The sequence below is a fragment of the Planktotalea sp. genome, assembly GCF_018607965.1.
GTDB lineage: Bacteria > Pseudomonadota > Alphaproteobacteria > Rhodobacterales > Rhodobacteraceae > Planktotalea.
The window spans coordinates 13,438-39,514 of the sequence record NZ_JABBAM010000128.1; the positions used below are offsets into that span (position 1 = coordinate 13,438).

The 26,077-nt window shown below is 53.9% G+C and carries 25 protein-coding genes; 17 read left to right on the plus strand and 8 right to left on the minus strand.

Translation table 11 applies throughout. From position 1 onward, the window contains the following. Window positions 1–58 precede the first annotated feature (58 nt). The 3 genes from msrB to QZ279_RS11985 are packed head-to-tail and all read left to right on the plus strand — an operon-like array spanning window position 59 to window position 1,969. A complete protein-coding gene (gene msrB, locus QZ279_RS11975) occupies window positions 59–508 on the plus strand; it encodes a peptide-methionine (R)-S-oxide reductase MsrB (protein ID WP_293451154.1) in 450 nt (149 codons plus the stop codon). Further along, complete coding sequence (gene msrA, locus QZ279_RS11980) at window positions 505–1,008, plus strand: peptide-methionine (S)-S-oxide reductase MsrA (RefSeq protein WP_293451156.1); 504 nt, start codon at window positions 505–507, stop codon at window positions 1,006–1,008. The genes msrB and msrA overlap by 4 nt, the downstream gene beginning before the upstream one ends. A 37-nt stretch (window positions 1,009–1,045) precedes the next feature. Beyond that, window positions 1,046–1,969: a DMT family transporter gene (locus tag QZ279_RS11985; protein WP_293451158.1), complete on the plus strand. Its 924-nt coding sequence runs from the start codon at window positions 1,046–1,048 to the stop codon at window positions 1,967–1,969. A 41-nt stretch (window positions 1,970–2,010) separates the two neighbouring features. On the opposite strand, the gene QZ279_RS11990 is transcribed toward QZ279_RS11985, so the two are convergent. The 5 genes from QZ279_RS11990 to QZ279_RS12010 form a co-directional block, all read right to left on the minus strand. Further along, a complete protein-coding gene (locus tag QZ279_RS11990; protein WP_293451160.1) occupies window positions 2,011–3,336 on the minus strand; it encodes an FAD-dependent oxidoreductase in 1,326 nt (441 codons plus the stop codon). Further along, the gene (locus QZ279_RS11995) at window positions 3,333–4,148 is read right to left on the minus strand and encodes an ABC transporter permease subunit (RefSeq protein ID WP_293451162.1); all 816 of its coding nucleotides are present in this window, start codon (window positions 4,146–4,148) and stop codon (window positions 3,333–3,335) included. The genes QZ279_RS11990 and QZ279_RS11995 overlap by 4 nt, the downstream gene beginning before the upstream one ends. Then, entirely contained in the window at window positions 4,145–5,035 is an 891-nt protein-coding gene (locus tag QZ279_RS12000; protein ID WP_293451164.1) for an ABC transporter permease subunit, read from the minus strand. Before QZ279_RS12000 ends, QZ279_RS11995 begins: the two co-directional genes overlap by 4 nt. A 3-nt stretch (window positions 5,036–5,038) precedes the next feature. After that, the gene (locus tag QZ279_RS12005; RefSeq protein ID WP_293451166.1) at window positions 5,039–6,166 is read right to left on the minus strand and encodes an ABC transporter ATP-binding protein; all 1,128 of its coding nucleotides are present in this window, start codon (window positions 6,164–6,166) and stop codon (window positions 5,039–5,041) included. A gap of 70 nt (window positions 6,167–6,236) precedes the next feature. Further along, entirely contained in the window at window positions 6,237–7,319 is a 1,083-nt protein-coding gene (locus QZ279_RS12010) for a polyamine ABC transporter substrate-binding protein (protein WP_293451168.1), read from the minus strand. A gap of 182 nt (window positions 7,320–7,501) precedes the next feature. On the opposite strand from QZ279_RS12010, the gene QZ279_RS12015 reads away from it, so the two are divergent. Then, a complete protein-coding gene (locus QZ279_RS12015) occupies window positions 7,502–8,896 on the plus strand; it encodes an aspartate aminotransferase family protein (RefSeq protein WP_293451170.1) in 1,395 nt (464 codons plus the stop codon). Here the strand turns inward: QZ279_RS12015 and QZ279_RS12020 are convergent, their stop codons facing one another. Continuing rightward, window positions 8,897–9,355: a GNAT family N-acetyltransferase gene (locus tag QZ279_RS12020; RefSeq protein ID WP_293451172.1), complete on the minus strand. Its 459-nt coding sequence runs from the start codon at window positions 9,353–9,355 to the stop codon at window positions 8,897–8,899. Window positions 9,356–9,599: 244 nt separating this feature from the next. On the opposite strand from QZ279_RS12020, the gene QZ279_RS12025 reads away from it, so the two are divergent. The 12 genes from QZ279_RS12025 to QZ279_RS12080 are packed head-to-tail and all read left to right on the plus strand — an operon-like array spanning window position 9,600 to window position 22,495. Further along, entirely contained in the window at window positions 9,600–10,616 is a 1,017-nt protein-coding gene (locus QZ279_RS12025) for a C4-dicarboxylate TRAP transporter substrate-binding protein (protein ID WP_293451174.1), read from the plus strand. A 27-nt stretch (window positions 10,617–10,643) separates the two neighbouring features. After that, window positions 10,644–11,147, plus strand: a complete 504-nt coding sequence (locus tag QZ279_RS12030; RefSeq protein ID WP_293451176.1) for a TRAP transporter small permease — start codon at window positions 10,644–10,646, stop codon at window positions 11,145–11,147. Beyond that, window positions 11,147–12,487: a TRAP transporter large permease gene (locus tag QZ279_RS12035; protein WP_293451200.1), complete on the plus strand. Its 1,341-nt coding sequence runs from the start codon at window positions 11,147–11,149 to the stop codon at window positions 12,485–12,487. Before QZ279_RS12030 ends, QZ279_RS12035 begins: the two co-directional genes overlap by 1 nt. Next, window positions 12,484–13,263 carry an IclR family transcriptional regulator gene (locus QZ279_RS12040; protein WP_293451178.1) on the plus strand — a complete coding sequence of 260 codons (780 nt, stop codon included), beginning with the start codon at window positions 12,484–12,486 and terminating at the stop codon, window positions 13,261–13,263. Before QZ279_RS12035 ends, QZ279_RS12040 begins: the two co-directional genes overlap by 4 nt. Before the next feature lie 12 nt (window positions 13,264–13,275). Beyond that, a complete protein-coding gene (locus tag QZ279_RS12045) occupies window positions 13,276–15,366 on the plus strand; it encodes an FAD-dependent oxidoreductase (RefSeq protein WP_293451180.1) in 2,091 nt (696 codons plus the stop codon). Next, window positions 15,363–16,532, plus strand: coding sequence for an acetyl-CoA C-acyltransferase (locus QZ279_RS12050; protein WP_293451182.1), 1,170 nt, complete (start codon window positions 15,363–15,365; stop codon window positions 16,530–16,532). The genes QZ279_RS12045 and QZ279_RS12050 overlap by 4 nt, the downstream gene beginning before the upstream one ends. A gap of 10 nt (window positions 16,533–16,542) precedes the next feature. Next, window positions 16,543–17,742 (plus strand): acyl-CoA dehydrogenase family protein, encoded by a 1,200-nt coding sequence (locus tag QZ279_RS12055; RefSeq protein ID WP_293451184.1) that lies wholly within the window; start codon window positions 16,543–16,545, stop codon window positions 17,740–17,742. After that, window positions 17,739–18,854, plus strand: coding sequence for an acyl-CoA dehydrogenase (locus tag QZ279_RS12060; RefSeq protein WP_293451186.1), 1,116 nt, complete (start codon window positions 17,739–17,741; stop codon window positions 18,852–18,854). Before QZ279_RS12055 ends, QZ279_RS12060 begins: the two co-directional genes overlap by 4 nt. Beyond that, window positions 18,855–19,265 (plus strand): PaaI family thioesterase, encoded by a 411-nt coding sequence (locus tag QZ279_RS12065; protein WP_293451188.1) that lies wholly within the window; start codon window positions 18,855–18,857, stop codon window positions 19,263–19,265. Then, window positions 19,262–20,029, plus strand: coding sequence for an oxepin-CoA hydrolase, alternative type (locus QZ279_RS12070; protein WP_293451190.1), 768 nt, complete (start codon window positions 19,262–19,264; stop codon window positions 20,027–20,029). Before QZ279_RS12065 ends, QZ279_RS12070 begins: the two co-directional genes overlap by 4 nt. After that, entirely contained in the window at window positions 20,026–21,018 is a 993-nt protein-coding gene (locus tag QZ279_RS12075; protein ID WP_293451192.1) for a nitronate monooxygenase, read from the plus strand. Before QZ279_RS12070 ends, QZ279_RS12075 begins: the two co-directional genes overlap by 4 nt. Continuing rightward, entirely contained in the window at window positions 21,005–22,495 is a 1,491-nt protein-coding gene (locus tag QZ279_RS12080; protein WP_293451194.1) for a class I adenylate-forming enzyme family protein, read from the plus strand. The genes QZ279_RS12075 and QZ279_RS12080 overlap by 14 nt, the downstream gene beginning before the upstream one ends. 36 nt (window positions 22,496–22,531) lie before the next feature. Here the strand turns inward: QZ279_RS12080 and QZ279_RS12085 are convergent, their stop codons facing one another. Together QZ279_RS12085 and QZ279_RS12090 are read right to left on the minus strand one after the other, a co-directional pair. After that, window positions 22,532–23,713, minus strand: coding sequence for a crosslink repair DNA glycosylase YcaQ family protein (locus tag QZ279_RS12085; protein WP_293451196.1), 1,182 nt, complete (start codon window positions 23,711–23,713; stop codon window positions 22,532–22,534). Window positions 23,714–23,716: 3 nt separating this feature from the next. After that, window positions 23,717–24,742: a LacI family DNA-binding transcriptional regulator gene (locus QZ279_RS12090; protein ID WP_293451202.1), complete on the minus strand. Its 1,026-nt coding sequence runs from the start codon at window positions 24,740–24,742 to the stop codon at window positions 23,717–23,719. A 333-nt stretch (window positions 24,743–25,075) separates the two neighbouring features. Between QZ279_RS12090 and QZ279_RS12095 the strand changes: the two genes are divergently transcribed. Further along, complete coding sequence (locus QZ279_RS12095) at window positions 25,076–25,240, plus strand: hypothetical protein (RefSeq protein WP_293451198.1); 165 nt, start codon at window positions 25,076–25,078, stop codon at window positions 25,238–25,240. Window positions 25,241–26,077: the final 837 nt, after the last annotated feature.

Consider the following 26,077-nt stretch of genomic DNA (forward strand, 5'->3'; position numbering starts at 1 on the left):
TTTTGCTTTTTGCAAACCGACCCCATTTAATGAACGACACACACAGTAGGAGTATGCCATGACTGAGTATCGCAAAGACATGGACGTTGTTGCCACGCTCGATCCCGAGCAGTATCGCGTCACGCAGGAAAACGGGACTGAGCGTCCTGGCACGGGTGCGTATCTGGGCAATAAAGAACCTGGAATTTACGTTGATATCGTCTCTGGCGAGCCGCTGTTTGCATCGTCAGATAAGTACGAAAGCGGTTGTGGGTGGCCGTCCTTCACCAAACCTTTGGTGCCTGAGTTCGTGAACGAATTGCGCGATGACACGCTTGGCATGGTTCGTACCGAAGTGCGATCTGCAAACGGGGATAGCCATCTTGGGCATGTGTTCAATGATGGGCCTGCTGATCGCGGCGGGCTGCGGTACTGCATCAATTCAGCCTCGCTTCGTTTCGTCCACAAAGATGAAATGGAAGGCGAAGGGTACAGCAAATATTTGGATCAAGTGGAGGACATCGCATGAGCGAGCGCGCGGTTTTAGCAGGTGGATGTTTCTGGGGTATGGAAGATCTGATCTGTAAGATGGACGGAATTCTGTCTACGCGGGTTGGCTACACAGGCGGCGACGTGCCCAATGCGACCTATCGTAATCACGGCACCCATGCGGAAGGGATCGAAATCAATTTCGATCCTGCCAAGATCACGTTCCGTACGTTGCTTGAATTCTTCTTTCAAATCCACGACCCGAGCACGCCAAACCAGCAAGGTAACGATCGTGGGCTCAGCTATCGTTCTGCAATCTACTATGTGGACGATGCACAAAAGCAGATTGCGCTGGACACGATTGCGGATGTGGATGCGTCTGGCTTGTGGCCCGGTAAGGTCGTGACAGAACTTGAGCCTGTCAGCGAATTCTGGGAAGCAGAGCCGGAGCATCAGAATTATCTTGAGCGTATTCCACATGGATACACATGTCATTTCGTGCGTCCAAACTGGACCTTGCCGAAACGCGCGGCAGAGTAGGCTTTAAACATGCGCGATGCTGGTGTAGCGATGGGGCATGTCTCCATTTACTGGCATCGCGCTTAAACTCGCATCGGTCGTTCTATTCGTCATCATGTCTGCGCTGATCAAAGCGACGACGGATGATGTGCCAACTGGCCAAGCGATGTTCTTCCGTTCATTCTTTGCGCTTCCTATCATCATAGGTTGGTTGGTTTGGAGCGGTGATCTGAAGACAGGATTGCACACGTCGCACCCGATGGGTCACGTCTGGCGCGGGTTGATCGGTGTTTGCGGTATGGGCTTTGGATTTTCCTCCCTCGCGTATCTCCCCCTACCTGATGTGACGGCTATCGGATTTGCAGGCCCTTTGATGACCGTGGTCTTGGCGGCAATCCTCTTGGGTGAGCGCCTGCGCATTTACCGTATTTCCGCGGTCCTTTTAGGACTTGTCGGTGTTTTCGTCATCTTGTCGCCACGCTTGTCGATCTTTTCTGGTGAAGAGATGGAGCGCACGGCGCAGATTGGTGTGGCTTTGGTACTGGCATCGGCCATGTTCCGCGCGCTTGTGCAGATACATATTCGCCGACTTGCGCAGACCGAAAAGACAGCTGCGATTGTGTTTTACTTTTCAATGACGACCACCTTGTTGTCACTGTTGACGCTGCCCTTTGGATGGACGATGCCCGATACAAGTGCTGTGATAATGTTGGTATGTGCGGGTTTGATTGGTGGCGCGGCGCAGATTTTCATCACCTCTGCGTTTTGTTTTGCGGGTGCTGCCGTTATCGCGCCGTTTGATTATGCGGCGATTTTGTTTTCGATGATCATTGGGTATTTTGTCTTCTCTGACGTACCAACACCGCAAATGTTGATTGGGTCAGGAATTGTCATCTTGTCTGGGCTTTTGATTATTTGGCGCGAACACGCGCTTGAATTGAAACGCGGAAAAGCGCGACCAACTTTGACGCCGCAAGGGTAGTTGAAGTCTCGATATTAAGCTTATTTTGAAAGATGAAGCGATTACCGGTCGGCTATGCCCATCATCGCGTAGAGCGGGGGGAGCAGCCAGCGACGTTTTGAACCGAATGGGATTCTGTTCGGAGTGCTCTTTAAGACATCTGGATAGGGTTGGCGTGTTGCCTTGTCTTGCATGAGATCTGCAAGGAGCGCGCCGCAATAGCTAGCCATCGCGACGCCGTTTCCGTGATAGGAGAGGGATGCAAAAGCCCCTGGCATTTCTGGGATTGGACCCGTGAATGGTGCACCTTTTGCGTTTGCGCAAACGAGACCGGACCACAGGTGTGGGGTTTCCACGTGTGCCCAAGTGGGGAACATTTGCTCAAAATCCTTGCGGATAAGCGTTTTGATTTTGGCGTCCGAACGCGCGTTTGCGAATATGCCGCCGCGCATGCCGAAGAGGAAGCGACGATCGGGCATCAAGCGGAAATAGTGAAGCAGGCCGCGGCTATCGAAGGCCATTTGATCGGATGTCCAGCCCGCAGCTTGGATTTCACTGTCTGTCAAGGGACGCGTGACGAGGACGCTGGATTGAACGGGCATGAAGCGCGCGCCGAGCCATGCTGGAACGTCCTCAGATGAGTAGCCGTTTGTTGCGATGATCAGGCGTTTCGCCGTGAGCTTGCCTTGGGCTGTGTGCAGAGTGAATTGCGCGCCTTGCTCGATACGCGTGACGGGGGAATTTTGGTAGAGCCTTGCGCCTGCTGTTAGTGAGGCTTGGGCAATTCCGAGCGCGTACTTCAAAGGGTTGAGCGCAAAGCCAACAGGGATTGTGAGCGCGCCGTGAAATGGGCCATTCAGGCCGTGCTGCGCGAGGTCTTTGGTTTGGATGAGTTCTGGCGTGACGCCGTAGTCTTGGTTGGCTTGTTCTGCGTAGTCTTTAAGCAGAGACCAGCGCGCAGGCTTATGAGCAAGAAGCGTTTCGCCTGTAGAATGCGTGTCCGCTTTGATCTGGTGCGTCTCAAGTAGGTTTGCCACGTGGCCGATTGCGTCCTTTTCGGCTTGGCGCCATGCGCGACGTGCATCCTTACCGTAGCGCTTTTCGATCTGCGTGTTCTCTAGGATGCCGCCACCTAGGCAACAAAAGCCACCATTGCGACCGCTTGCACCCCAGCCGATTGTTTCGGCGTCCAGCAGCGTGACTTCGGCACCATCTTCAGCGAGTTGAAGTGCTGCGTTTAGACCTGTGAAGCCACCGCCAATTACAGCCACATCGGTTCTGTGTGTGCCTTGGAGGGACGGCAGCTCAAAGGGATCGATGGTTGTTTGCCAGTAGCCACCACGAATGGGCTCGCCCCCATAGGCCAGGGGTTCGTAGATGCGTTTCATCCGCGTGCTGCGGCTTGTTCGTCGCGTTGTTGTCTTAGACTTGCTTGCTTGGAGATGAGCGATGCAGCGATAACCCCGATTGTCACGATGGCGATCATAATTGTAGAAAGCGCGTTGATTTCTGGACTGACGCCAAGGCGGACAGCAGAGAATATTTTGATCGGTAGCGTTGTGGCTGACGGGCCTGACGTAAAGCTGGCGATAACGAGGTCATCAAGGGACAGCGTGAACGCGAGGAGCCAGCCAGAGATGACAGCGGGTGCAATGATAGGCAGCGTCACAAGGCGAAAGGCTTGGAGGGGTGTACAGCCTAGATCGAGCGCGGCTTCTTCCAAGGAGTTGTCGAAGCTGACAAGGCGCGAGGACACAACGACCGATACAAAGCACATCGCGAAGGTCGTGTGCGCAAGAACGATTGTGAGGACGCCGCGATCTAGGCCGATGCCGATGAAGAGAAGGAGGAGCGATAGGCCTGTGATGACTTCGGGCATGACGAGGGGCGCGTAGATCATTCCTGAGAAAAGCGTGCGGCCTTTAAAGCGGCCCGCGCGCACGAGGACGTAGGCGGCCATCGTGCCGAGAATGGTGGCGAGTGTTGAGGAAAAAACGGCGACTTTGATCGTGACCCAAGCTGCGTTTAGGAAAGCCTCGTTCTGGAGGAGTTCGCCGTACCATTTGGTTGAGAACCCTGCCCAGACGGTGACAAGTTTGGATTCGTTAAAGCTGTAGATCACCAGAATGATCATGGGCAGGTAAAGGAACGCGAAACCGAGGGTTAGTGCCGTGACATTGAACCATGAGAAACGTTTCATCCCTCCATCTCCCGCTGCTTCTGCTCATTTCGCTGGAACAGGATGATTGGGATGATCAAAATCAGCAGGAGTATGATCGCGACCGCAGAGGCGACAGGCCAATCGCGGTTGTTGAAGAACTCTTCCCAAAGGACTTTGCCAATCATCAAGGTTTGTGAACCGCCGAGCAAGGAGGGGATGACGAATTCACCAAGTGTTGGGATGAAGACAAGGAAGCAGCCTGCGGTGATGCCCGTTTTGCTGAGGGGAATGGTGATGAGCCAGAAGGCAGATGTGCGTGAACATCCGAGGTCTTCTGCGGCCTCTAATAGGCTGTCGTCCATCTTTTCCAGCGCCGAATAGATCGGCAGGATCATGAAGGGCAAGTATGTGTAAACGATGCCGATGTAGACGGCGTAATTGGTGTTCAGGATTGTGAGGGGTTCAGCAATCAGGCCCGTCCAGAGTAGGAATTGGTTTAGAAGCCCCTCGTTACTGAGGATACCCATCCATGCGTAGACGCGGATAAGGAAACTGGTCCAGAATGGCAGGATCACCAGCATCAGCAAGGTTGGACGCCACTCGGGCGCGGCGCGCGCCATGGAGTAGGCGATTGGATAGCCGATAAGAAGTGCCAGCGCAGTCGAGATAAGCGCAATTTTGAAGCTGGACAGGTAGGCTTTCCAATAGAGATCGTCGGTTGTGAGGAATTCGAAGTTTTCGAAATCTAGTCCCGCGAAGAAGTCTTTTATCGCGCTCCAGCCGCCCGCGAGGTCGAGTTGCGGTGCGTAGGGTGGGATTGCCAAAGCTGCATCGCTCAGCGAGATTTTCAGTACGATCAGGAATGGGATCAGGAACAGCGCAAACAGCCAGAGGTAAGGTGTTAGGATGAGGATCGCGCGGCGCATCTTTTAGCGATCCAACAAGACACCGGCGGTGTCTGTGAAGCTGATCCAAACCGGATCTTCCCAAGTCATTGTACGGCGTGCAAGGCGACGTGTATTTGCGGTTTGCGCCTTGATGATGTGCCCCGTTGGTAGCTCAACATGATAGGTTGAAATGTTGCCCAGATACGCGATGTCGAGGATCTTGCCGTGAAGTTTATTCGCGGCCTTTGTCGGTTCTTCAACAGAGATCGCTACCTTTTCGGGGCGGATCGCGAAGTGGCAGGTTTGACCTGTTTCGAATGTACGCGTGGTCGTGCCGATAATGTTGGGCTGACCCTCTGCCCAAGATAGCTTGGTCTTATTACCGCTTTGACTAGCGCGGCCTTCGATGATGTTCACGTCTCCGATGAAATCAGCGACATAGGTAGAATTAGGGGCCTCATAAATTGCATCGGGCGTGGCGACTTGCACGATCAGACCTTCGTCCATGACAGCCACGCGCGAGGCAACGGTCATGGCTTCTTCTTGGTCGTGGGTGACGATTACAAAGGTCGTGCCCGTTTTTTCCTGAATATCCATCAGCTCGAATTGTGTATCTTGGCGCAGCTTTTTATCCAAAGCACCAAGAGGTTCATCGAGCAACAACAACTTGGGCGCTTTGGCGAGCGAACGCGCAAGGGCGACACGCTGACGTTGGCCGCCAGAAATCTGGTGGGGCTTGCGGCGTGCAAATTTTTCAAGACGTGTGAGTTTGAGCATTTCAGCAATGCGCGCATCAATTGCGCCTTTGTCCATGGACGTGCGACGTAGGCCGAATGCGATGTTCTCGTAGATCGAAAGATGCGGAAACAGCGCGTAGCTTTGGAACATCATGTTCACGGGGCGCTTGTTCGGCGGGACTTTGTTCATGTCCTGACCCGCAATCTTGATCGTGCCATTGGTGACGGTTTCAAAACCGCCCAACATGCGCATCATTGTGGTCTTGCCGCAGCCAGATGGGCCAAGCAATGCGAAGAACTCTTTCTCGAATATATCAAGCGTCAGGTCATCAATAGCAGTGAAATCACCAAAGCGTTTTGTGACGTTCTGAAATTGGATCAGGGGTTTTTCGCTTGGATCGTTCCAAGGTGCGAACACTGGCTGCTCTGCCATTTGTAATCTCCGAAAAAGGGAGCGCCCCCGCGCTGTATAAGCGCGAGGGCAGATGGGTTAAAAGATTAGTCTAGGTGCCAGACTTGATCTTCGTCCACATGCGCGTGACAACACGCTGCACTTTTGGTGCGTAAGGCGACGTTGTGAACAGGTTCTCAAGCGTAGCTGCATCTGGATAGATCGCAGGATCACCAATCACGTCTTCCTCAAGCAAAGGCTGGGACGCGAGGTTGCCGTTAGCGTAATAAACGTAGTTTGATGCATCTGCCATGTTCTGCGCGTCCATGATGAAGTTCAAGAACGTGTGTGCCGCGTCTGGGTTTGGGGCATCCGCAGGGATCGCCATTTGGTCAAACCACATTTGCGCGCCTTCTTTGGCTGCGTGGTATGCGATTTCTACACCGTTGTCGGCCTCCGCTGCACGATCACGCGCTTGTAGGATATCGCCAGACCAGCCGATAGCAACGCAGATATCGCCGTTTGCAAGTGCATTGATGTATTCAGAGCTGTGGAACTTCTGAATGTAGGGGCGCACGGCTGTTAGAACAGGCTCTGCCTTTGCGATCACGTCTGGGTCTTGGCTGTCTGGGTCTTCGCCAATGAACTTCAGCGCCATCGGGATCATCTCGGCAGGTGCGTCCAGCATGTGAACGCCGCACTCTGCCAGTTTCGCCATGTTGTCTGGGTTCAAAACCAACTCGAGTGAATCAATTGGAGCATCTTCGCCCAGCGCTTCTTTCACTTTGCCAATGTTCACACCGATACCCGTGGTGCCCCACATGTAGTTGATGGAATAGGCGTTGGCTGGGTCATACTGTTCTGTGCGCGAGGACACGACATCCCACATGTTGCCCACGTTTGGCAGCTTGGACATGTCCAGTTTTTGAAACGCGCCCGCTGTGATCTGGCGCTGCAAGAATGTGCCAGACGGGACAACGACGTCGTAGCCTGATCCACCTGCGAGCATCTTAGTCTCAAGCAATTCGTTGCTGTCGAACACGTCGTAAATCAGTTTGATGCCTGTGTCGGCTTCGAACTTTTCTAGGAGTGCTTCGTCGATGTAATCCGACCAGTTGTAAACGCGGACTTCTTCGGCGTGCGCTGTTGCTGCAATCAGGGCAAGCGATGCACTTGCGAGCATGAGTTTTTTCAAGTGTTTATCTCCCAAAAGACATGATGCGTGCCGCATTTCTTTGGTGCAGCATTCTGAAGAACATTGTTTTCACGCAGTTTACAGAGTCGCAAGGTTTTATTGTGTCGATTGACACGAGTGGCGCGCCTCATATGCTGCGCAAGATTTCGGAATATGCCACATGCCCTTAAAAGGAGCGCCTAATGAACGCCATCACCAATCACATGCCAACCGCTGAGTTGCAGGCCCTTGATGCGGCCCATCACATGCATCCGTTTACCACGGGGGATGAGATCGCAGCCAAGGGTGCGCGTGTGATCACCAGTGCAGATGGCGTTATGCTGCGCGATTCAGAGGGTAATCAGATCTTGGATGCGATGGCGGGTCTGTGGTGTGTGAATATCGGCTATGGCCGTCACGAACTGGCCGATGTCGCCGCGCGTCAGATGCGCGAACTTCCGTACTACAATACGTTCTTTATGACCACGCATGTGCCCGTCATCGCACTCAGCCAACGCCTCGCTGAACTTGCGCCTGAGGGCATGAACCACGTGTTCTACGCGGGCTCTGGGTCAGAGGCGAATGATACTAACATTCGCATGGTTCGCACCTTTTGGGACATGAAGGGCAAGCCGTCAAAGAACGTGATTATTTCGCGTCACAACGCCTATCATGGTTCATCCGTTGGGTCTGGTTCCCTTGGCGGGATGAGCGGAATGCATGCGCAAGGCGGGATGCCGATCCCTAATATCCACCACATTGGCCAGCCAAACTGGTGGGCTGAGGGAGGCGATCACACACCCGAAGAATTCGGCCTGATGCGCGCGCAAGAGCTAGAGCAAGCGATCAACGACATGGGCGAAGACCGCGTTGCTGCGTTCATTGCGGAACCTGTTCAGGGTGCGGGCGGCGTTATCGTTCCGCCGTCCACCTATTGGCCAGAAATTCAGCGCATTTGCGATAAATACGAAATCCTGTTGATCGCAGATGAAGTGATCTGTGGCTTTGGGCGGACGGGTGAATGGTTCGGTTCTACCACAATGGGCATTCGTCCTGACATCATGACAATCGCGAAGGGGCTTAGTTCTGGCTATCAGCCTATCGGCGGTTCCATCGTGTCTGACGAAATCGCGTCTGTGATAAACTCAGGCGAGTTTAATCACGGCTACACGTATTCCAGCCATCCTGTTGCCTCTGCTGTTGCTTTAGAAAACATCCGAATCTTGGACGAAGAGGGCATTGTCACGCGTGTGCGTGAACAGACGGGTCCCTACCTTAAGAAGAAATGGGACGCGATGCTGGATCATCCTTTGGTGGGCGAGGCCAATCTTGTCGGGATGATGGGATCGCTGATTCTGACCCCGCACAAGGAAAGTCGTGCTGCCTTTAAACCAGACACAGGAACAGTTGGGTTCATTTGTCGCGAGCGGTGTTTTGCGAACAATCTGGTGATGCGTCATGTAGGGGATCGTATGATCATTTCGCCACCACTGGTGATCACAGAGGCAGAAATCGACATGCTGATTGAACGCGCTTGGAAATCGCTGGATGAATGCCACGCAATACTTAAATCCGAAGGGCTAATGGTCACTGCGTAATTAGCTGATCACTTTGCGATAGGTGACCTTGTCGACGCCTTTGGACCAGAAATCACGAATGCGGGCTTCCTCAGTGTAGCCCGCTTTTTCGTAGAACTTCCGCGTTTTCGCGAAGCCCTCGGTGCTGGACGTATCCACGATAATAACGCTGCCGCCTTGGTCCTCGATCTGGGCTTCCATCTGTTGCGTGAGATGGGTTCCCGCACCGCTGCCTTGATGGTTTGGTGACACGCCGAGGGCTAGAATATTCCACGTCTCATCCGTCATCTGTTCTGGGTTTGCGTAGCAAAATCCCAGCGGCGTACCATCGACTTCAAGCGTCAGCCAAAGATCATCGGTATCACCCTCAAGAAAACCGTTCAGCATGTCGTCCAGCATGTCGCTGGGGAACAATTCGATCTGATCCAGAATCACTTTGAGACCTGTTATGTCGCCCCGTTCAGTATAACGAATTTCCATATGCCCACACTTTTGATGCTATCCCCGTTTTCATCTTTAGGCAGCAGAGCAGGTTTTAAAAGCAGAAAACGCGATCTTTGTTGGTGCTTACTTTAAATCAGTTGCTTTTAAATTCCCGATTTCCTAGCGTCATGTACAAAAGTAAAAATCATTTCCACATAGTGAAAATTATTATTATTAAAAGAAGTGTACTCTGGGAGGAGATACCATAACGTTTTATCGTAAATTTGCCCTATCCTGCGCGATGTCCTTTGGACTTGTCGGCGCGGCCGCTGCTGAAACAACACTGATCCACGGCGAAGCTGGCCCGAACCGTTGCGCACGTGCCGCTGCATTGCAGTGGTTTGCGGACCAACTTACCGAGCGTTCCAGCGGCGATATGAAGATCGACATTCAATGGGGCGGCGCGTTGTTCAAATCCAACGCGGCTGTGCAATCAATTTCCGACGGCGTTTCCGATGTGGGCACCGTGATTGTGGTGTACTATCCACAAGAAATGGTTGGCTACGGCATTGCTGATTTGACCGTGAATAACCCCGACGCATGGGTTGGCATGCGCGCTACGGATGAGCTGATGCGCTCGTCTGACGCGCTTAAAGCCAACTTCGCGGACAAGGGACTGGTCTACGTTGGCACGTTCACCACATCTGCCGTCAACATCGGCTGTAAAGGTGCGGCGATCCGCAAAGCGGAAGACGTATCTGGTCTGAAAGTGCGCGGCGTTAGTGCATTCGGCAAAGTCTTTGGCGAAATGGGTGCCAACATGGTGCGCATGTCGATCTATGACGCGTATCAGGGACTGGACACAGGCTTGATCGATTGCTCGCAGGGCTATTCCTACGCGGTTGCAGCGCTCAAGCAGGCGGAAGTCATGGACAGCTACACATTGCTGAACTGGGGCCAAGTTGGCGGCGTTGGTATCTTCATGAACGCAGATGCACATGACAGCCTGTCAGACGATCAAAAAGCGCTGGTTGAAACCGTTGGCATGGAAATGGCTGATGAGTTTGGCCGCACTATCACGATCGCAAACGACAAGGCGATTGCGTCCATGACAGAAGCTGGCGTTGAGATCATCACGCTCGCGGATGAAGAGCGCGCAAAACTGGTTTCCATGGGCGAGCCGTTCCTTGGCAAATGGGTTGAAGGTGCGGATTCTGTCGGCCTACCTGGTCAAGCACTGCTGGACGAGTACCGTGGCCTGATCGCCAAGTACTCTGAGGAGCGCGATAGCAAGGGCTATCCTTGGGCGCGCAACTAAGCGTCTGTTAGAAAGGCTGCCACCATCTTGAAACGCATTGAATCATTGCTCTGGTCGCTGGGTGCATTGGCTGTGATCGCCCTCGGGTTGATGATCACCGCCAACGTTGCCGCGCGCGCGATCTTCCAGACGGGGATACCAGATAGCGTGATCATCGTGCGTGAATTGATGGTGGCAGCCATCGTCCTACCCTTGGGCGCGGCCACAGCGGCGCGCGGACATGTGGCGGTCGAATTTGTAACGAACGGACTGTCCCCACGAGGGCGGTCCTACCTTATCGTTCTAGGATCTCTGATTGGCATGTTTGCCCTGATGCCGCTGCTGTTCGCAGGCTGGCACGAGTTGTCGGGCACGTGGTCCAAGGGCAGTTTTTACTTTGGGGACTTGGGTCTACCCAAGTGGCCTGGGCGTCTGATTTTCCTCATTGGCATCGCCGTCTGCTGGGTTCGCCTAGCCGATCTCGCCATTCGTGACACGCGCACCATCCTCAGCGGCGGCGCGGTGGACGAAGACGAAGGAGCGGTGCGTTGATTGATCCTGCAACCCTTGGTCTGATTGCATTTGGCTGTGTGCTTTTATTGCTTGCTATGCGCGTCCCGATCGCGTTCTCACTGGCCAGTGTCGCGACTGTCGCGACCTTCCTGATCTTCGCGTTCCGCTCTGGTAGCTTTGCCCCTGAACGCGCAATCAAAGCGACGTCGTCGCTGGTGTTTTCTAATTCCTTCGATTTGATCCATTCCTATAACCTGTCGATGATCCCCTTGTTCGTGGCGCTGGGCCACATCGCGTATCGCGCGGACATCACGACCAAGATTTACTATGCCGCCAAGGTTTGGCTGGTCCGTCTTCCGGGTGGCGTTGCTATGGCGTCCGTCGTTGGCTGTGGTGGCTTTTCCGCAATAACAGGCAGTTCGATTGCCTGCGCATCCACGATGGGCCGCATCTGCGTGCCAGAGATGTTGCGCATGGGGTATGACAACCGCCTTGCGACAAGCGCGGTTGCCGCTGGGGGCACTTTGGGGTCGCTCATCCCGCCGTCCGTGTTGTTCATCATCTACGGCATTTTCACTGAAACCTCGATCAGTCGTTTGTTCCTTGCGGGTGTTCTGCCGGGTCTTTTAACGCTTGCGGGGTTTCTGTTGGTGATCGCCGTCTGGGTACGTGTTTCACCCGAAATTGCGCCCGTCGGGGATACCGATATCAGTTCCGCCGAACGCTGGCGCGCGGCGCGCGATGCTTGGCCTGCGGTTCTTTTGTTTGTCGTCATCATTGGCGGCATATACGGCGGCATCTTCACCGCAACCGAGGCCGCCGCCGTTTGCGTCTTCTTCGCGGCTGTTATCGGTTTTGCGCAGGGGAACTTGAATTGGCAGGGTCTTTGGGAAAGTGTACGCGAAACCTGTATTCAGACGACGGCTATTTTCTTCATCGCCGCCACTGCAAAAATCTTCGTAGCCTTCGTAGCTCTTACAAGCATCGCGCCCAGCATCGTTGAAACGGTGACCGCGGCAGAGCCTTCGGTCTTCGTGCTCATGCTCTGTATCGCGGGTATTTACTTGGTGCTTGAGATGTTCCTTGATCCCATTGGCATTATGGTTCTCACGCTGCCACTGATGATCCCACTGGTTGAAAGCTATGGGCTCGATCTGATCTGGTTCGGCGTCGTTGTGATCAAACTGCTAGAGATCGGCTTGATCACACCACCTGTTGGCCTAAACGTCTTCGTCATCGCGAACGTGGTCGGTAATCAGGCCCCGATTGATCGCATCTTTGCAGGCATCGCACGCTTCTTAAGTGTGGATATCATGGTGTTGATCCTGATCATGTGCTTCCCGATCATTTCGCTCCTGATCCCGATGTCGATGCAATGACGGATACGTTTGAAAAGGACCGCCGCTTTGCCAGTACGCTTGCGCGTGGGCTTTCAATCATGCGGGCGTTTCGGGCCAGCGATGATGGGCTCAGCCATATGGAAATTGCTGAACGTACGGGTCTTCCCAACGCGACAGTGTCACGCCTGACTTTCACGCTGCGCGAATTGGGATACCTTAGTCACGCAGGCAAGAACGATCGCTATCGCCTTGGTCCTGCCGCCCTCGCCATCGGCAATGTTGCGACGGCCTCTGTGTCTTTCTTAGAAACAGCTGACGAATCCATGCAACAGCTTGCAAATGAAACGGGCACCCTTGGCCTATTGGCCGTGCGCGACAGTGAAAAGATGCTGCTTGTCAAAACATGGCGCCCTGAAAAGACAGCCTCGATCTGGCTGGAACCGGGCCACCGTATTCCGATTTTTGGATCATCCTCGGGGATGTCTGTCATGGCCTGCCTGAATGACGCTGCGTTCAAAGCGCTAGAACCTGATGACGATCTGCGTAGCTTCCGCCAAGCTGGGTATGAACAGTTGTTGGCGCGTGGTTTTGCGATCGCGCCGCGGGACACGCGATATGCAGCAAGTGTGAATGCGGTCAGCGTACCGTTTCACGTTGCTGAATTTGGCGGGCCCGCAGCCTTTTCTTGTGGTGCACTGCCCGCAACGTTGAACGATGACCGCATGGAACATGAGGTCGGACCGAAATTACGCGACACAGTGCGCGCGCTTGAGACACGGACCGGACGCAGCCCTGCGCTGCTGAAACGGGGATAAAGGGATAGAAATATGAGCGATGCAATTCAGTACGAACTCAAGGGCGATATTGCGATCTTGCGTGCGAATAACCCGCCCGTAAATGCGCTGGGATATGATGTGCGCATCGGTTTGATGACGTGCATGGACCGCGCCGAGACAGAGGCGAAAGCTGTGCTAATCGTCGGTGGAGGCCGTACGTTTTTTGCAGGCGCAGACATCAAGGAGTTCGGCAAACCCCCGCGCGAACCGTCCTTGCCCGATATCTGCACACGGATCGAACGCAGCCCTTTGCCTGTGATTTCATCTTTGCATGGAACGGCGCTTGGTGGCGGTCTAGAGATCGCTTTGGGCACGCATTACCGCATTGCTATTCAGTCCGCGAAAGTCGGCCTTCCTGAGGTCCATTTGGGTCTGATCCCGGGTGCAGGCGGTACGCAACGTTTGCCGCGTTTGGTCGGTGTTGAGAAATCCATCGAGATCATCACAAGCGGTCGCCAAGTCGGCGCTGCCGAAGCGCTGGAACTCGATTTGATTGACGAGGTTCAAGAGGGCGACCCAGAAGCGATCGGTCTTGCCTACGCGCAACGTATTCTGGACGCAGGTAAAGGTCCGCGCGCCGTCGGTGAATTACCTTGTCCTGAAGTGATTGACTTCGACGCAGCCTATGACGCTGCGATCAAGAAAGGCCGTGGCCAAATTGCGCCAGCAACTGCGATCCGCGCGATAGAAGTGTGCTGCCATACGGGTTTTGACGTGGGCATTCAAAGCGAACGCCAGATGTTCACAGACCTGCTGAAAACGCCCCAGCGCGAAGGCATGATCCACGCGTTCTTTAACGAGCGTGCAGTGTCTAAACTGCCCGAACTCAAAGGCGTTGAGCCGCGCGCGTTGAAAGCAATCGGTGTGATCGGTGGCGGCACAATGGGCGCTGGCATCGCCGTTGCTGCCCTGCTTGCTGGCTTCGATGTGACGATGGTTGAACGGGACGGTGCTGCGGCCGAGGCTGGCACAGGTCGTGTCAGCGGCATTCTACAAGGCTCTGTTACGCGCGGGAAACTCAGCCAAGCGAAATATGATGCGATCATGGAGACCGAGTTTCGCGCGTCTGACAGCTACGACGCGCTTAGCAATGCGGATCTGGTGATCGAGGCCGCATTCGAAGAAATGGGTGTGAAAAAAGCGATCTTTGCTGAATTGGATCGCGTTTGCAAAAAGGGTGCGGTTCTTGCATCCAACACTTCCTACCTTGATGTCAACGAAATCGCTGCCAGCACGTCGCGGCCTGCAGATGTGTTGGGGCTGCACTTCTTTTCGCCCGCACATGTGATGAAATTGCTTGAGGTCGTTGTCGCAGATCAAACAGCGCCCGAAGTTGTTGCGACGGGCTTCGCGCTGGGTAAAGCGCTGCGTAAGATCGCTGTGCGCTCTGGCGTGTGTGACGGCTTTATTGGCAACCGCATTTTGAAGACCTATCGCACCTGTGCAGACCACATGATTATGGATGGTGCATCGCCCTATGAAATTGACAAGGCAATGACAGGTTTCGGCTTTGCTATGGGTCCATATGAGGTGGCTGATTTGGCGGGTCTCGACATCGGTTGGGCCACACGCAAACGCCTTGCGCCGACCCGTGATGTGCATGAACGAGTTGCGACCTATGCGGATAAAATGTGCGAGGCAGGCAACTTTGGCCAAAAGACGGGCAAGGGCTACTACGTTTATGAGGCTGGTAAACGCGGTGGTACACCGAACCCAGACGTGACCGCGCTGATCGAAGCAGAGCGCGCTGATTTGGGCATCACCCCGCAGAACTTTACCCACGAAGAGATCCAGCGCCGCTACATGTGCGCCATGGTGAACGAGGCCGCGATGGTCGTCGATGAGAGCATCGCGCGCCGTCCTTTGGATGTGGATATGGTCCTACTCTTTGGCTACGGTTTTCCACGCCATTGGGGCGGTCCTTTGAAGTGGGCCGATATGCAGGGGCTGGATGGCATTCTGGCTGATATCAAACGCTACGCAGAGGTGGACGATTTCTTCTGGCAACCCTCGGCGCTACTAGAACGCCTTGTCGCGGCAGGCAAAAATTTTGAAGATTTGAACAAAGGAGAGACGGTTTGAAACAGGCAGTCATCGTATCGACCGCACGCAGCGGATTGGCAAAGTCGTTTCGCGGCTCACTGAACATGACACACGGCGCAACTTTGGGTGCGCATTCAGTTAAACATGCAGTTGCGCGCGCGGGTATTGATCCTGCAACCATCGAGGATTGCTTGATGGGATGCGCCACGCCCGAGGGCGCGACAGGCGGCAACATTGCACGCCAAATTGCGTTGCGCGCAGGTCTTCCTGTAACGGTGTGTGGTTCTACCGTTAACCGCTTTTGTTCAAGCGGTTTGCAGACCATCGCAATGGCGGCACAGTCCATTCAAAACGGATCGGGTCCAATGATCGCGGGCGGCGTGGAAAGCATTTCGCTGACGGGCAATCACAGTGTTCCGTCCCGTGACGACTGGATGAAAGAACACAAGCCAGCGATCTATATGTCCATGATCGAAACAGCCGATATCGTGGCTGAGCGCTACAACATTTCGCGTGAGGCGCAAGATGAATATGGTCTGCGGTCACAGCAACGCATGGCAGCCGCGCAAGCGGCGGGCAAGTTCGCGGATGAGATCGTTCCGATGACGGCGACTATGGCCGTCAAAGACAAAGAAACAGGTGAGGTCACGCATCACGAGGTCACGGTTGATCGCGACGAATGCAATCGCCCCACGACGAAAATGGAAAACCTGCAAGGGCTGAAACCTGTGCGTGAGGGCGGTTTTGTGACAGCTGGTAACGCAAGCCAACTTAGCGATGGATCTGCTGCAGTTGTAATGATGGAAGCAAGCGATGCAGAACGCCAAGGCATTGAGGCGCTGGGCGCATTCAAAGGTTTTGCGGTTGCGGGATGTGAGCCTGACGAGATGGGCATCGGCCCTGTGTTCGCGGTTCCTCGCTTGCTAGAACGTCATGGCCTAACAGTCGATAATATCGACCTGTGGGAGCTGAACGAGGCCTTCGCATCCCAAGCGCTGTACAGCCGTGACCGCCTTGGCATTGATGATGAGAAATGCAACGTCAACGGCGGCTCTATTGCGATCGGTCACCCCTTTGGCATGACAGGTGCGCGCATGACGGGCCACTTGATGCTTGAGGGCAAACGCCGTGGCGCGAAGCTGGGTGTTGTGACCATGTGTATCGGTGGCGGTATGGGTGCTGCTGGCTTGTTTGAGATATTCTAAGGAACGCAAAATGGATTTGAACTACTCTCAAGAAGACCTAGGTTTCCAAAGCGAAGTCCGCGCGTTCATGAAAGACAAGCTACCTCAGCACCTTGCTGATCGTGTGCGCGGTGGTGCGGAATTTACCAAGGATGATGTGGAAGAATGGCATGCCATTCTGAACGCCAATGGCTGGCTTGCACAGAATTGGCCCAAGGAATTTGGTGGTGCAGAATGGAACGCTGTTCAACGCCATATTTTCGAGGAAGAAGCAGCACTTTCAAACGCGCCGCGTATCGTTCCGTTTGGGCTGTCGATGCTTGCGCCTGTCTTGCAAAAATTCGGCTCAAAAGAGCAATGTGATCACTGGTTGCCGCGCATCTTGAACGGGGATGATTGGTGGTGCCAAGGGTATTCCGAACCCGGTGCTGGCTCTGATCTGGCATCCCTGAAAACGCGCGCTGTACTGGACGGGGATCACTACATCGTCAATGGTCAGAAAACGTGGACCACTTTGGCGCAGCACGCAAACATGATTTTCTGCCTCGTGCGCACCAACACAGAAGTGAAGAACCAAGAAGGTATTTCATTCCTCTTGATCGAAATGGATACCCCCGGAATTGAAGTACGTCCGATCGTGCTTTTGGACGGCGGCGCAGAGGTGAATGAGGTCTGGTTTACGGACGTTAAAGTACCCGTCGAGAATCTGATTGGCGAGCAGGACAAAGGTTGGACCTACGCGAAATATTTACTGACACATGAGCGCACGAATATCGCGGGCGTCGGTTTTTCAAACGCGGGTCTGGAGGCGGTAAAACGCATGGCGAAATCAGAAATGTCGGGTGGTAGACCGCTGATCGAAAACCCGCATTTCGCGGCGCGCATTGCGCAGGTTGAAATTGATCTGATGGCGATGTCGCTTAGCAATTTGCGCATCGTTTCACAGGCCGCAAAAGGCGGCGCACCTGGGCTGGAAGCGTCGATGCTCAAGGTCAAAGGAACGATCATTCGTCAGGAGATAAATGACCTCGCGCGCCGTGCTGCCGGGTCTTATGCATTGCCCTTCGCATCCGAAGCCGTTGAGGGTGCGAACGAACCGCCTTTTGGTCCGGACGGTGCTGGCCCAGTTGCCGCGCAGTATTTCAACAACCGTAAACTTTCGATCTTTGGGGGCTCTAACGAAGTGCAGCGCGAGATCATTGCCAAGACGACCTTGGGGAGAATGCAATGAACTTTGAGCTGACCGAAGAACGCCAAATGCTACAAGATACGTTGCGGCGTTTCTTATCCGATAAATACGACGTTCCAACACGCAACGCGATCTTGGAAAGTGATACGGGTATGAGCGTTGACCTTTGGGCGCAACTTGCCGAGTTGGGCATTCTGGGTGCGCTATTTTCCGAGGATGATGGTGGTTTTGGTGGCGCTGGCTTTGATATCGCTGTGGTGTTCGAGGAACTGGGACGCGCAGGCGTTGTAGAGCCGATTTTGGAAACCTGTATCCTTGGCGGCGGCCTTATTGCTTCACTTGGAAACGAGACACAAAAGGGTTTATTAGAGTCTATTATTGGTGGTGAAACTCGTCTTGCGCTTGCGCATGGTGAACCACGTAGCCGCTATGACCTAAGCCGTGTTGAAACGACTTATGCTGCTGGAAAGCTCACCGGCCACAAGGCGATGTCGCTGGGTGCGCCGAACGCGGATCACGTCATTATTTCTGCGCGCGAAAGCGGTGGGATTGACGACCCTCACGGTATTTCGCTCTTCTTAGTGCCTGTTTCTCAGCTTGAGATGCGCACGACACCGATTATGGGTGGTGGCACGGCTGCGGACATCTATTTGAATGGCGTGAGCGTTTCCGAGGGCAAGCGCCTTGGTGCCGCTGGCGAAGCTTTCGCCCATTTAGAGACTGTTTTTGCGGCGGCGATCACTGCCACCTGTGCGCAAACGCTGGGCGGTATGGAAAGCGCGACGCGTCTTACCGTCGAGTACCTTCAAACGCGCAAGCAGTTTGGCAAAGCGATTGGTACCTTCCAAGCCCTACAGCACCGTCTGTCGGATATGCTGATCGAGCTTGAGCAAGCCCGCTCTGCGGTGATCGGCGCGGCCGGTTATCTTGGGGCCGACACACGCCTGCGGGATCGCTACGCGAGTGCTGCGAAAAACTTGATGGGGCGCGCAGGTCGTATGATTGCGGAAGAAGCAGTTCAGATGCACGGCGGTATTGCGATGACGCAGGAATATGAGTTGGCGCATTTGACCAAACGGATCATCATGGCGGACCATATGTTTGGTGATACGGATCATCACCTTGAACGCTTCATCGCGCTAAGTGCTGCCTAAATGGTCAGCGAAATTCGCAACGAAACGGGCACGCAAAAGCTGATCGGATATGTGATCGAAGTGGGTCACATTGACGGCACCGCGCGCTGTTGGCTTGATCTGGATGCGCGGCATTTAAACCGCCACAACGTGCTGCATGGGGGTGTTGCGACGATGCTGCTGGATAGCGCAAGCGGTGCCGCGGGTAGCCTGACCGTGGATGATACAGGTAAGGCCCCATTTCTGACGGTGTCGCTGACCACCCAGTTTGTTGCGTCGGGTCTTCCCGGGCGCGTGACAGCGGTGGGTCGGGTTACAGGCGGCGGGCGTTCGTTGAAATACATCACGGCCGAATTGCACCATGAGGACGGCACGCTGATTGCGACCTCAACCGGCGTGTTTAAACGCGTTCCGCAGGAGAAGCTGACATGACCCTTGCACGTGTCCAACAACAGGAATCGACCCTGATCATTATGAACGCAAACGCGGCGCGGCGCGGCGCTTTGTCACCTGATTTATACGCAGCCATCCGCGAAGCATTGACGCGCGCCGAGGACCCGAAAGTACGCGCAATCATCTTCGCCTCGGAGGGTGGTTTTTTCTGCTCTGGTGGCGATCTGAATACGCTTCAAGAACGCAGTTCGCTGTCATTGGAAGAACGCCGTGCAAAGGTGCAAGAGTTGCATGATTTGGTGACAGGCCTGCGCAACGCACCCGTTCCAATCATCGCGGCGGTCGAGGGTGGTGCAGCGGGCGCTGGTCTATCCCTCGCGTTGGCGTGTGACATGATCGTAGCGACCGAGGGCGCGAAATTCACAGCATCTTATGTGAAGGCAGGCGTGGTTCCGGATGCGGGTCTAACATCGGCTTTAGCGCGCATGTTGCCCCGTCAATTGGTGTCTGAAATGTGCCTGATGGCGCGCACTGTTTTGGCTGATCGAATGCATGCATTGGGCGTCGTCAACACGCTCTCAAGCGATCCACTGACGGAAGCCCACGCTATTGCTGATGCACTCGCCAACGGACCCCGCAAAGCACAAGGCATCATCAAGGGTCTTGTCGGGCGCGCCTATGAATCCACCGAAGCAGATCAGCTTGATGCCGAACGCGAAGCCATGATCCGCGCGGTTGTCGACACAGAAGCACAGATCGGCATCGCCGCCTTCCTGAACAAGCAAACACCGGAGTACCCATGAGCCTGACCACACCCCTGACGGAAAAGTTCGGCCTGCGTATGCCTGTTTTGGCGGGTGGCCTTATGTGGCTTGCGGACGCGGATTATGTCGCTGCTTGCGCGCACGCTGGCATCATGGGGTTTGTCACAGCGGCGTCGTTCCCTGATCCTAAGGACCTGCGCGCAGAGATAGCCAAAGCGCGACGTTTGTGTGGGGACAAACCCTTTGGTGTGAACGTTTCTATGTTGCCAAAATTGGTTCCGGGCGAACAGACGGCTGACATTTTCAAGCTAATCGCGGATGAGGGCGTCGAGGCGATTGAAACCTCTGGCCGTAACCCCGAAGAATATATGGACCTGCTCAAAGGGCAGGGATCGTTCGTCATTCACAAAGTTCCATCCGTTCGTTTCGCGCTAAAGGCACAAAGCATTGGCGTTGACATGGTCGCTATAGTGGGTGCGGAATGCGGCGGTCATCCCGGCCTCGATCTGATTGGGACAATGGTCAACAACGCGCTCGCGCTTGAGCGTTTGGATATCCCGTTCCTTATCGGTGGCGGCATTGGCCACGGTGCGCAAATTTCTGCGGCACTCTCGATGGGCGCAAGTGGCGTTGTCATGGGTACACGGCTTTTGGTGGCCGAAGAATTGAACGCGCATCGCGGTTACAAGCAGGCATTGGTTGATGCGAGCGAACGTGACACGATGCTGACCATGGCAACCGTGCGCAACACCATCCGCACGCTGCGCAATGAAACGACTGAACTGGTTGCCAAGCTAGAAGCTGAAAATCCGGAAATCGGATTTGAAGGTCTGCGCTCCCACGTGGCTGGCGTCGTTGGGCGCAAAGCATACGAAACGGGGGACGTGTCGTACGGGATGCTGTCGGCGGGTCATGCGCTGGGGCTGACTGACAAGATTGAACCGATGGCGGATATTGTGGCGCGGCTAGAAGCCCAAGCAGACGCGGCGACCCAGCGTCTCATGGAGGCTGCAAATGCAAATTCATGAGTTCTTATGCAACCAATTTGAAAAATGTCCAGATGCTATTGCGATCCAAGATTGGGACGCAACGCCATGGAGCTATCACAAAGAATGGAGCGCGGCCAAAGCCGGCGCGGATCTGCTTGCGCTCGCTGGTGTGCAGCGCGGTGACCGCGTTTTGATGGTCACCGAAAACTGCGCGACCTTGTGCGCGTTTATCTACGCGTGTTCGTTGATCGGCGCTTGGGCTGTTCCCGTGAATGCGCGCCAGACCGAAGCGGAACTCAACCGCATTATCGATCACGCGACGCCAAATGTTGCGCTGTTCTTCTCATCTGTTTCACCTGATGCGAAAACGCACGGCACGCGGATGAACGCACGTGACGTGAATGGTGCGTGGGGCACCGTGATGATGGCCGAGCTTGGTGCCAGTGATCCTGCATCCGATCCTGACGTTGCTGTGATGCTTTACACAACAGGCACAACAGGCACGCCCAAGGGTGTGATGCTGACCCATAGCAATCTGGTGTATGCGGGCCAAACGTCTGCAGATACGCGCGGGATGACACCATCCGATACTGTCTATGGCGCGCTGCCCATGACGCATGTGTTCGGGCTCGCGTCGATGTTGATGGCCGCGACATTTGCGGGTGCAACGATACGGCTAGAAGCGCGCTTTGCAGCCGTAAAACTCTATGAGGCCCTCACCAGTGGCGTGACCATCCTTCCCGCAGTTCCCCAGATGCACGCGCTCTTGATGCAATATACGTCAGAGCAAGGCATCGACAGCATCGTAGGGGGTCCATTGCGCTATGTCTCTTCTGGTGCAGCGCCGCTTGATCCTGTGTGGAAACGTAAGGCCGAAGCCTTTTATGGAATCGCTCTCCAAAATGGGTACGGCATGACTGAAACCAGTGCGGGCGTGTGTACAACGAAAAGTCTGATCGGCGATCCAGACATCTCCGTTGGACCGCCCCTAAAAGGCGTTGAGATCAGAATTGACGAAGGGGCCGAAGGTGGCGGTAATGGTATCGGCGAGGTACTCACGCGCGGCCCACACATTATGCTTGGCTACTTCCGTAATGACGATGCGACAGACAAAGCGCTGGATAAAGACGGTTGGATGCACACGGGCGATTTGGGCAAAATAGATGATCACGGTTTGCTGCACATCCTTGGCCGCTCAAAAGAACTCATCATTCGTGGTGGTTTCAACATCTACCCGCCCGAAGTCGAGGCAGCGATAAACGATCATCAGGCCGTGATCCAATCCGCCGTTATCGGACGACGCACCGCGACTGGCGATGAAGAGGTGCTGGCCTTCGTACAAGTTCCTACCCTGGACGCTGTGACAACCGAAGACCTTCATACATTCAGCGCCGCGCGCCTGTCTGGCTACAAACGCCCCAGCCAAATAATTTTGACACTGACATTGCCCGCTGCGCCTACTGGAAAGCTGCTGAAACACAAACTTCTTGACACATTCGCCGATCAGCTCGCTTAGCTTGGCTTCATCTTTCTAAATAAACTTAATCCGCACTCACAAACCAAGAGCAGGATTAATTTTTACGTGTGATACACCTGCAAATTTTGCCATCCGCTCCAATTCAGCACGCAAACGCCTTATCCGCGCGGGCGTCTGCGCAATTCCTTCTTCCCACCATAGTCCGGTGACGTTCAAAACATCATCTGCGCGCAAGGCTTTCATATCAATCCGCCCCGTTAGCTTGTCGCCTTCAAGGATAGGAAACACGTAGTAGCCATAATGGCGCTTTGCTTCGGGTACGAAAATTTCGATGCGATAGTGAAAACCAAACAACCGCTGTGCACGTTTGCGATCGCGTAAAGCAGGGTCAAATGGGCTAAGAATGCGCAAGCGGCTTGTGGGTTTTGGTGGTGTTTGCGTCATAATCCCATCGCGCGCGAAAGAGCGCCGCAAAGTGCCGTCGACGCATTCAACATCAATTTCGATCAGTCCCGCTTTGGCGCACCATTCCTTTGCCTCTGCCTTGGTCACGATATCCCAGAAATCGGCAATTTCGGTGGACGTCGCAAACCCCAATCGATCTAGGGCCGCGTTGCACAACCAATCAATACTGGTTTGCGTGTCATGCGTGGGTGCTATCAAATCGGCATTCAAAACACGTTCCGTCACATCGTAAAATTTCTTGAACGATTCACGCCGTGCAACACTCAGTTCACCCGTGCGCCACAAATATTCCAAGGCAGTTTTCGACGGATGCCAGTCCCACCATCCCCCTGATCCACGCTTTTCACCTTCGCCAACACAGGCAGAAGACTTGGGACCTTGCTGTTCGATCCGCTCTAAAAGGGCATCGACCTTTTCTTCAAAGCCCTCACGCCGCCAACTGCGCCATTGTCGTCGCAAGGTTTCGGCGTCGCGCTCAAATCGTAACTTCCAGTGTGGAAAAAACGCGGTTGGGATCATCGACGTATCATGTGTCCAATGCTCAAAAAGCGAATGATCTTTTTCCAGCAAGGGCGTCAGATTCTTTGGGCGATACGCGGCGCGGCGCGCACGCAGAACCATATGGTGCGCACGCTCAACTGTGTTGATGCTGTCGATTTGAACAAAGCCAAGGCTTGTGATCAATTCCAAAAGATCATCGCCCTTTCCGCTGCCAGTGGGCGGGTCGCTCAGGAGATGACGATCTAGAAACAGGGCGCGCGCGTCTTTGTTTTTGAGAACCGCACGTGTCATAGTCTAGCGTCGTTTCAGCGTGTCGCCAAAACTAATCTTCGGCGAAAGTTCAACTCGTTTTTCAAGGTCAGCGTCAGGGTTTTCGACGCGCTCCGAAATAATTTCAGCGGCTTTGCGACCAATTTCCAAACGGCACGCATCCATGGTGGCAAGCTGGCGTGGAAGGCCCTGCAACAACTCAACTCCGTTGAAACCTGCAAGACCGATTTGACCGGGGATATCGTAGCCTTTCTCAAGCAAGTACAACAAACCACCTGCACTAATCATGTCGTTTGAGTAGTATAAGAAATCGAGTTTTGGATTGCGTTCCAGCATTGCAGCCGTCATTTCACGACCTTTGGCAAGCGCGGAACCACCAGAATAAAACTCACGCTCAGCAATCTCAATGCCTGCCTTACCTAGCACTTCGGTAAACCCTTCAAAGCGTTTGCGCGCTCGGTGATCCAGCGGCATTTTCGTGCCCATAAACCCGATGTTTTCGTAGCGCCCTTTCAAGATTGCATGCGCCATTTCACGACCCGCACGGCGGTGCGAAATGCCGACGCTGGTATCAATGGGCGTGCCATCAACATCCATGATTTCGACGACGGGAATTCCCGACGCTTTCAACATCGCACGGGACGCATCCGAATGCTCAAGCCCAGCGATAATCACGCCAGATGGACGCCATGACAGCATCTCGAACAACACGCGCTCTTCTTTTTCGGGTTGATAATCAGTGACGCCCACAACGGGTTGAAGTTCGGTATCCTCGAGCACTTGCGATATGCCAGTCATGACTTCAGGGAAAACCATGTTGGACAAGGAGGGGATGATCACCGCAACAAGGTTAACGCGCTGCGACGCCAACGCGCCCGCAATTTTGTTGGGGACATACCCAAGTTCTTTGGCAGCCTTCAATACCTTTTCACGTGTCGTCGCAGAGACATCTCCGCGATTTCGCAAAACTCTCGAAACAGTCATTTCAGACACGCCAGACGCTTCAGAAACATCGCGAAGCGTTAGCGGTCGGGTATCAGATTTAGACAAGGGCGTAGGCTCCACTTGATAGTCGGTTAACGAACCATAATTCGGAAACACGCCAAGCACCATGGGGTGATATTTTTTGACGCTGACATCTGCGACTTTGGCAGTTAAACCTTCAATCGAGTGGCCCCGTGGCTCAACTGGATAGAGCAGCCCCTCCCTAAGGGGCATAATGCTAATTTAAATCTTACTGTCAGGTGAAAACCTTGTTACGGATGAAGACAAGTTGGAAATCGCTTCATACCTTCGAGGTGAAGCTGACTAACACGGCTAGGACTTCCTGTGACCCTATGGAGAACTTCTCTCTTTGCACTCAAATCTATAGGGAATATCGACATGAAAGTCACAATTCACAATCAACCAGCAGACACATCTAAACTACCGTATGCTGAACAGATGGTTCAGTTACTTGCCGCTGGTCCTTCTCAGCATGTTGAACTTACATCTGGTCAACGAATTGCATTGTATGGCGACCCTGAGATTGCAGATATCTTTGTTTAATTCGATGCAGATAGTGTTTACGAACTAGAACGTGATGAAGATGCTGCAGCAGAATGTCAGTGCGATCATTGTAGGGCGTGGTTGCAGAGCGTTATCGACTGCTCAGAATTATTCGATGAGGTCGATGCTGATGCAGAAGGTCACTGTGTCCATGATCACTAAGTCATATCATATTCAAACTTTAAGGAATTGGTACGATCACCTGTAAACGGTCAGACTTTTCAGAGCTTCGTGGAACAGGCCGATGGAGATACTATGCTCATCTTTGCATTCAAGTCCGAGCTTGCTGGTAATATAGCAGCTTTCCCTATTGCTGGTGGTGTCGATATTGATCTTTGGCCTGACGGTTAAGTCCAGAGGGACGCAGAGCAACTGACTTTTAATCAGTAAACAGTTCTGGTCTGCTAACACAGTGAAGAGACTTAGAGATAAGCTTGAGTCTCAGGGTGCGAATTGATCCCCTGCCGAATGTGAGCCAACATCCTGTCAAGCAACGAGCAGGATCATCACTTTGGCTACCTTCGACGAGTTTATTACATCCATACGAACTGAGTTTGGTGAGCAAGGTGCTGACAAGAAGTTCGAGGTCTTCTGCAAGTGATTTTCAGCTTTAGTCAATACGAGCCGTGGCCATAATGGACAATCCTATTCACCCCGCTAACGCACACAAACAACGATGCCCTAGATGCCAGTCCCCACTGAACACTGTAGTCGTACACGGGCATGAACAGTGTGCCATTTGTAAGTCTAATATCTTTGAGTGCTGCTCAGGCGATACTTGCGATACAGATTACAACCTGAGTGTTGGGTATAAGCGAGGATAATATGAAGCGTTTA

What these genes read in the sequence shown, in the direction of transcription:
- QZ279_RS12065 (WP_293451188.1), top strand. Translation starts at nt 18,855, where the DNA reads ATGGTCAGCGAAATTCGCAACGAAACGGGCACGCAAAAGCTGATCGGA.
- QZ279_RS12070 (WP_293451190.1), top strand. Translation starts at nt 19,262, where the DNA reads ATGACCCTTGCACGTGTCCAACAACAGGAATCGACCCTGATCATTATG.
- QZ279_RS12025 (WP_293451174.1), top strand. Translation starts at nt 9,600, where the DNA reads ATGTCCTTTGGACTTGTCGGCGCGGCCGCTGCTGAAACAACACTGATC.
- QZ279_RS12015 (WP_293451170.1), top strand. Translation starts at nt 7,502, where the DNA reads ATGAACGCCATCACCAATCACATGCCAACCGCTGAGTTGCAGGCCCTT.
- QZ279_RS12000 (WP_293451164.1), bottom strand. Translation starts at nt 5,035, where the DNA reads ATGCGCCGCGCGATCCTCATCCTAACACCTTACCTCTGGCTGTTTGCG.
- QZ279_RS12020 (WP_293451172.1), bottom strand. Translation starts at nt 9,355, where the DNA reads ATGGAAATTCGTTATACTGAACGGGGCGACATAACAGGTCTCAAAGTG.
- QZ279_RS12095 (WP_293451198.1), top strand. Translation starts at nt 25,076, where the DNA reads ATGAAAGTCACAATTCACAATCAACCAGCAGACACATCTAAACTACCG.
- QZ279_RS12075 (WP_293451192.1), top strand. Translation starts at nt 20,026, where the DNA reads ATGAGCCTGACCACACCCCTGACGGAAAAGTTCGGCCTGCGTATGCCT.
- QZ279_RS11990 (WP_293451160.1), bottom strand. Translation starts at nt 3,336, where the DNA reads ATGAAACGCATCTACGAACCCCTGGCCTATGGGGGCGAGCCCATTCGT.
- msrB (WP_293451154.1), top strand. Translation starts at nt 59, where the DNA reads ATGACTGAGTATCGCAAAGACATGGACGTTGTTGCCACGCTCGATCCC.
- QZ279_RS12060 (WP_293451186.1), top strand. Translation starts at nt 17,739, where the DNA reads ATGAACTTTGAGCTGACCGAAGAACGCCAAATGCTACAAGATACGTTG.
- QZ279_RS12005 (WP_293451166.1), bottom strand. Translation starts at nt 6,166, where the DNA reads ATGGCAGAGCAGCCAGTGTTCGCACCTTGGAACGATCCAAGCGAAAAA.
- QZ279_RS11995 (WP_293451162.1), bottom strand. Translation starts at nt 4,148, where the DNA reads ATGAAACGTTTCTCATGGTTCAATGTCACGGCACTAACCCTCGGTTTC.
- QZ279_RS11985 (WP_293451158.1), top strand. Translation starts at nt 1,046, where the DNA reads ATGTCTCCATTTACTGGCATCGCGCTTAAACTCGCATCGGTCGTTCTA.
- QZ279_RS12040 (WP_293451178.1), top strand. Translation starts at nt 12,484, where the DNA reads ATGACGGATACGTTTGAAAAGGACCGCCGCTTTGCCAGTACGCTTGCG.
- QZ279_RS12055 (WP_293451184.1), top strand. Translation starts at nt 16,543, where the DNA reads ATGGATTTGAACTACTCTCAAGAAGACCTAGGTTTCCAAAGCGAAGTC.
- msrA (WP_293451156.1), top strand. Translation starts at nt 505, where the DNA reads ATGAGCGAGCGCGCGGTTTTAGCAGGTGGATGTTTCTGGGGTATGGAA.
- QZ279_RS12085 (WP_293451196.1), bottom strand. Translation starts at nt 23,713, where the DNA reads ATGACACGTGCGGTTCTCAAAAACAAAGACGCGCGCGCCCTGTTTCTA.
- QZ279_RS12045 (WP_293451180.1), top strand. Translation starts at nt 13,276, where the DNA reads ATGAGCGATGCAATTCAGTACGAACTCAAGGGCGATATTGCGATCTTG.
- QZ279_RS12080 (WP_293451194.1), top strand. Translation starts at nt 21,005, where the DNA reads ATGCAAATTCATGAGTTCTTATGCAACCAATTTGAAAAATGTCCAGAT.